The sequence below is a fragment of the Pseudomonas sp. JV245A genome (assembly GCF_032424515.1).
In the GTDB taxonomy this organism is placed as follows: domain Bacteria; phylum Pseudomonadota; class Gammaproteobacteria; order Pseudomonadales; family Pseudomonadaceae; genus Aquipseudomonas; species Aquipseudomonas protegens.
This window is the reverse complement of record NZ_VYKE01000653.1, coordinates 1-246: the sequence shown is the minus strand read 5'-3', so window position 1 is coordinate 246 and position 246 is coordinate 1. Positions and strand designations below refer to the sequence as shown.

The window sequence follows — 246 nt, the reverse complement described above, 5'->3', positions numbered from 1 at the left end:
CTGGAAACCAATCCAGCGCCAGCGGTCACCGACGTTACCGATACCATCGACACCAGCACTGTTTCACTGACGGCTACCCCTAGCGTCGCCGAAGGCGGCACTGTGGTGTACACCGCTTCCGTGACTGCGCCAGTAACCGGCTCGCCGGTCGTAGTGACCCTGTCCAACGGACAGACCATCACCATTCCAGTGGGTGAATCGTCCGCCAGCGTGAACTTCACCGCACCCAACGATGCATTGGCGGGC

General features: G+C 61.4%; 1 protein-coding gene. It reads left to right on the top strand.

From position 1 onward, the window contains the following. The coding region (locus F6S12_RS33470) for an immunoglobulin-like domain-containing protein (protein ID WP_315870078.1) at positions 1 to 246 on the top strand (246 nt) is incomplete at both ends.